Source organism: Phyllobacterium sp. (assembly GCF_037994405.1).
GTDB lineage: Bacteria > Pseudomonadota > Alphaproteobacteria > Rhizobiales > Rhizobiaceae > Phyllobacterium.
In genome coordinates, this window is the sequence record NZ_JBBNAN010000174.1 from 1 (window position 1) to 4,166 (window position 4,166).

Annotated in this window: 4 protein-coding genes; all 4 read right to left on the reverse strand. The window is 55.9% G+C overall.

Annotation, left to right across the window (positions count from 1 at the left end):
* Nucleotides 1-1,009: sn-glycerol-3-phosphate ABC transporter ATP-binding protein UgpC (ugpC, locus tag AAAC48_RS10355; RefSeq protein WP_340654103.1), on the reverse strand; the 1,009-nt coding region annotated here is incomplete at its 3' end.
* A gap of 14 nt (nt 1,010-1,023) precedes the next feature.
* Complete coding sequence (locus tag AAAC48_RS10360; protein ID WP_340654104.1) at nt 1,024-1,860, reverse strand: carbohydrate ABC transporter permease; 837 nt, start codon at nt 1,858-1,860, stop codon at nt 1,024-1,026.
* Complete coding sequence (locus AAAC48_RS10365; protein WP_340654105.1) at nt 1,857-2,717, reverse strand: sugar ABC transporter permease; 861 nt, start codon at nt 2,715-2,717, stop codon at nt 1,857-1,859. The genes AAAC48_RS10360 and AAAC48_RS10365 overlap by 4 nt, the downstream gene beginning before the upstream one ends.
* A 65-nt stretch (nt 2,718-2,782) precedes the next feature.
* Nucleotides 2,783-4,063 carry an ABC transporter substrate-binding protein gene (locus tag AAAC48_RS10370; RefSeq protein ID WP_340654106.1) on the reverse strand — a complete coding sequence of 427 codons (1,281 nt, stop codon included), beginning with the start codon at nt 4,061-4,063 and terminating at the stop codon, nt 2,783-2,785.
* Nucleotides 4,064-4,166 lie beyond the last annotated feature (103 nt).

The window sequence follows — 4,166 nt, forward strand, 5'->3', positions numbered from 1 at the left end:
CCTCGTTGCGGGATTCTTCGCGTTCAATGATAATCTGTTCGCCGCCCGCTACGTTCGCGTAGACGTAGCTGGTGTTGCCGAGATGTTCGGCGACGTCGACTTTGATTGTGAGGTCGGCATCACCATCACCGGCCTTGGAGAAATGTTCCGGCCGCACGCCGAGCGTCACTCGTTCACCGACGCCGGGTACGGGAGCCTTAATCGGCACAGTGAGGCGGACGTTGCCCTGATTGAGAAGCGTAATCGTAACGCTTTGCGCGTCTGCACCGGTAATTTCAGCGTTCATGAAATTCATCTTGGGTGAACCGACGAAACCTGCGACGAACTGATTGGCAGGGTTGTCATATAGGTCGAGCGGTGCGCCGATCTGTTCGATATTGCCGCCACGCAGCACGACGATCTTGTCGGCAAGGGTCATGGCTTCGGTTTGGTCATGCGTCACATAGATCATGGTCGTCCCTAGCTCCTTGTGCAGGCGAGAAATCTCGACACGCATCTGCACCCGCAGTTCCGCATCGAGATTTGAAAGCGGCTCATCGAACAGGAACACTTGTGGCTCACGCACGATGGCGCGACCAATGGCGACACGCTGGCGCTGGCCACCGGAAAGCTGCTTGGGGCGGCGTTTCATCAGCTCCTTGATCTGCAGAATGTCGGCGACACGTTGGACACGGCGCTGCGTATCGGCTTTGGGATTACCGGTCATACGCAGGCCGAAGGAAAGGTTTTCTTCGACGCTCATGTGCGGATAGAGCGCATAGGACTGGAACACCATGGCGATGCCGCGGTCTGCCGGCTCGACATCATTGACGACCGTGTTGCCAATGCGGATTTCCCCGTCCGTTATGTGCTCGAGGCCTGCAATCATGCGCAGCAAGGTGGACTTGCCGCAGCCAGAGGGGCCGACGAAAACCACGAACTCGCCGTCGGCCACATCAAGGCTGGCATTGCGGATAATTTCATAGGAGCCGAAACGTTTGACGACATTCTTGAGTGAAAGCTCTGCCATGCGGCGTTCTCCAGTTACTTGACGGCGCCGGCAGCGATGCCGGCGATGAAGTGGCGCTGCAAGAGGATAAAGACGACAAGGATCGGCGCGGTGAGCACAACCGCTCCCGCCATAATGCCGCCCCAGGACACCTTGGTAAGGCCGATCAGAGTTCCGAGCGCAACTGGTGCAGTCATCATGCCCGGCCGTGAATTGATCAGCAGCGGCCAGAGATAATTGTTCCAGGATGCAAGGAACAGGATGATCGCCAGTGCCGCCATGGTCGGTCGCGCCAACGGCAGTGCAATGCGCAGGAATATCTGCCATTCCTTGACGCCTTCAACGCGCGCGGCGTCAAACAGCTCTGCCGGCATCATCGAAAAGGACTGCCGCATGAACAGCACGCCAAGTGAATTGAACAGTGGCGGCACGATGAGCGCGACCCAGGTATTGGCCAGTTTGAATTCGCGCGCCACCATGATGAATTGCGGGATAACCACAACGAAATAGGGCAGGGTGATGGTGCCGAGGATGATGGCGACCACCAAAGACTTGCCGAAGAACCGGTAGCGGGCGAGGGCCCAGCCCGCCATCGCGGTGAGCAGGACAGACAGGAACGTGTAGATCATCGCGACGCCAACGGAGATCATCAATGCCCCGATGAAATCGGTATCCGCCTGCAGGTTGCCAAGGTTTTCCACAAAATGCGTCGAGGGCAAAAGCTCGATCTGCGGGCTGAAGATGCCATAGTCGGGCATTGTCGCGAATACGAACATCATCCAAAGTGGAAACAGCCAGATAATCGCCAGCGGAATGAGAACGGCATGCAATGACAGCGAGCGGATGAGTGTTGATCGGGACTTTGATTTCATTTCGGTTCGCGCCCCACCCAGAGATTGAGGAGTGAAATCAGTATCGCCAGCGCGGCCATCGTATAGGCGATAGCCGAGGCGTAACCGAAGTTGAGCGAGGTAAAACCTTGCCGGTAAAGGAAGAGGCCAAGCGTTTCTGTCCCGCCGCCAGGACCACCGCGATTGGTAATCAGGAATGGTTCGGTAAAGAGCTGCATTGAACCGATGATCGACAGAACCACGCAAAAGAGAATGATGGGTCTGAGCAGCGGCAATGTGATGTAGATGAATTGCCTGAGCTTGCTGACACGATCGAGCGTCGCCGCCTCATAGACGTCATCGGGGATGGATTGGAGCCCGGCCAATATAATAATGGCGTTATAGCCGGCCCAGCGCCAGGTCACGGCGATGATCAGAAGTGCCAGGGCTGCAGGGGCCTCAGCAAACCAGGATATAGAGGCAATGCCGACAGTGTTCAGCAGCTTGTTGATGATCCCAAAATCAAGATTGAACATTAGCCGGAACACCGCAGCGTAGGCGACTTCGCCAACGACGACCGGCGCAAAGAAGGCAAAGCGGAAGAGACCCTTGGCTTTTAACAAAGAAGAATTGAGCAGAACCGCCATGACTGTTGCAAGCGTGATCATCACCGGTACCTGAATGACCAGAATGATCATTGTGTTCTTCAGCGCGTTGTAAAAAGCCGGATCCAAGAACAGCCGGCCCCAGTTCGCGCCGGGGCTGAAGGTCCAGGGATTGATGCGCGTATTCTGAAACGACATCGTAAACGAACGGATGATCGGCCATATCCAGAAGATGGCAAAGATCAACAGATAGGGGGCAAGGAACCCGTAGGCGGCCCGGTTGCGCGATTGCATCGCTTTTCCTCCTCGATAGAAAGGCCAGTCAAACCGGACACGCTGTTGCGTGTCCGGTTTGCGGTTCATTCGGCAATCAGGAGGCCGGTTGCCGACGCGATCTGGTGTGCTGCGTCATCCAAGGCAGTTTTGGCGTCTGGGTAACCACCGGCAAAATATTTCGTTTGTGTCGCCTTGTAGATTTCGTCGGCATCACTCTGAAATGCCGTACCGCGGCTCGGCACAATCTTTGGCAAGGTCCCGAGGATTTCGGACCAGACTGGTTGACCACTCCAATAGGGCTGAGCCTCCGCTACAAACGGGTCTTTTATTGCACTCAACAGCGAAGGGACCAGGCCGAAGCTCTTGAGCATGGCAATTTGTCCCTCATTTGAGCCAAGCGCGTAATTCAGATAGGCCCATGCGGCTTCCTTGTTCTGTGAGCCGTTGCTGATGGCAAGCGAGGACCCGCCGAGATTGGCCGCATGCGGTCCGTCGGCGGTCAGGCTTGGCATGAGGTAGACGCCCCACTTACCTTCGAGCTTGGGCGAATTTGAACGGATGGAGCCTTCATACCAGCCGCCATAAAGCTGACTTGCAACGGTGCCGGCCGTATTGGACTGGATTTTTTCATCCCAGTTGGCAGCCGTCAGCGTGCCGGCATCCTTCATCTGCTTGACCTTCTCCAGTGTGGCAACGCATGCGGGCTGGTTAATGGTGATGGACTGGCCATCGGTAGAGAAGTATCCGCATCCCTGCTCGTTGGAAATCATGCGGAACCATTCGCTATCGCCGTTGAAATCGGCCTGCGCCATGACGACGCCGGGATTTGCTGCCGAGATTTTCTTGCCTGCGGCGATGAAGTCGTCCCAGTTCTTGATTGCCACAGGATCCACGCCAGCCTTTTGGTAGAAGTCTCGGCGATAAAACACAGCGACGGGGCCGGAATCCCACGGCATGGCATAGGCGACATCACCGACTTCCAGCTCGGTGCGCTTGAACTCGGGGAATTTGGCCTGAATTTCAGGCGTATAACCAAGATCCTTGAGATTGGCGAAGCATTCGGGAAAACGGTTCCAGAAAATTTCAGCTTCGAAGTTTTCGATGGTGACGATATCCGGAAGGCCATCACCCCCTGCAGCGCAGGCAGCCAGCGTCTTGTCGAACACCTGATGATTGCCGAGATCCTGGACCGTGACCTTAATGTCGGGATACTGTTTGTTAAAGCCCTCTAACGTCGCCTTCAATGACGAAGCGGCTACATCCCAGCTCCAGATCGTCAACTCGCCCGATTGGGCCAAGGCCGGCACAGAGCTCAAGCTCAGTATTGCAGCAAGCGCTGACGCGCCAAGAGTTTTGAAGCGCATTGAAAATCCTCCCTTTTCAATTGCTCGTTCTTTGCGAACGTGGCTACACTAACGACAAGGGAGCGGCTGTCTCCTAAAACGGACAGATGAACTGGGTGGAAAG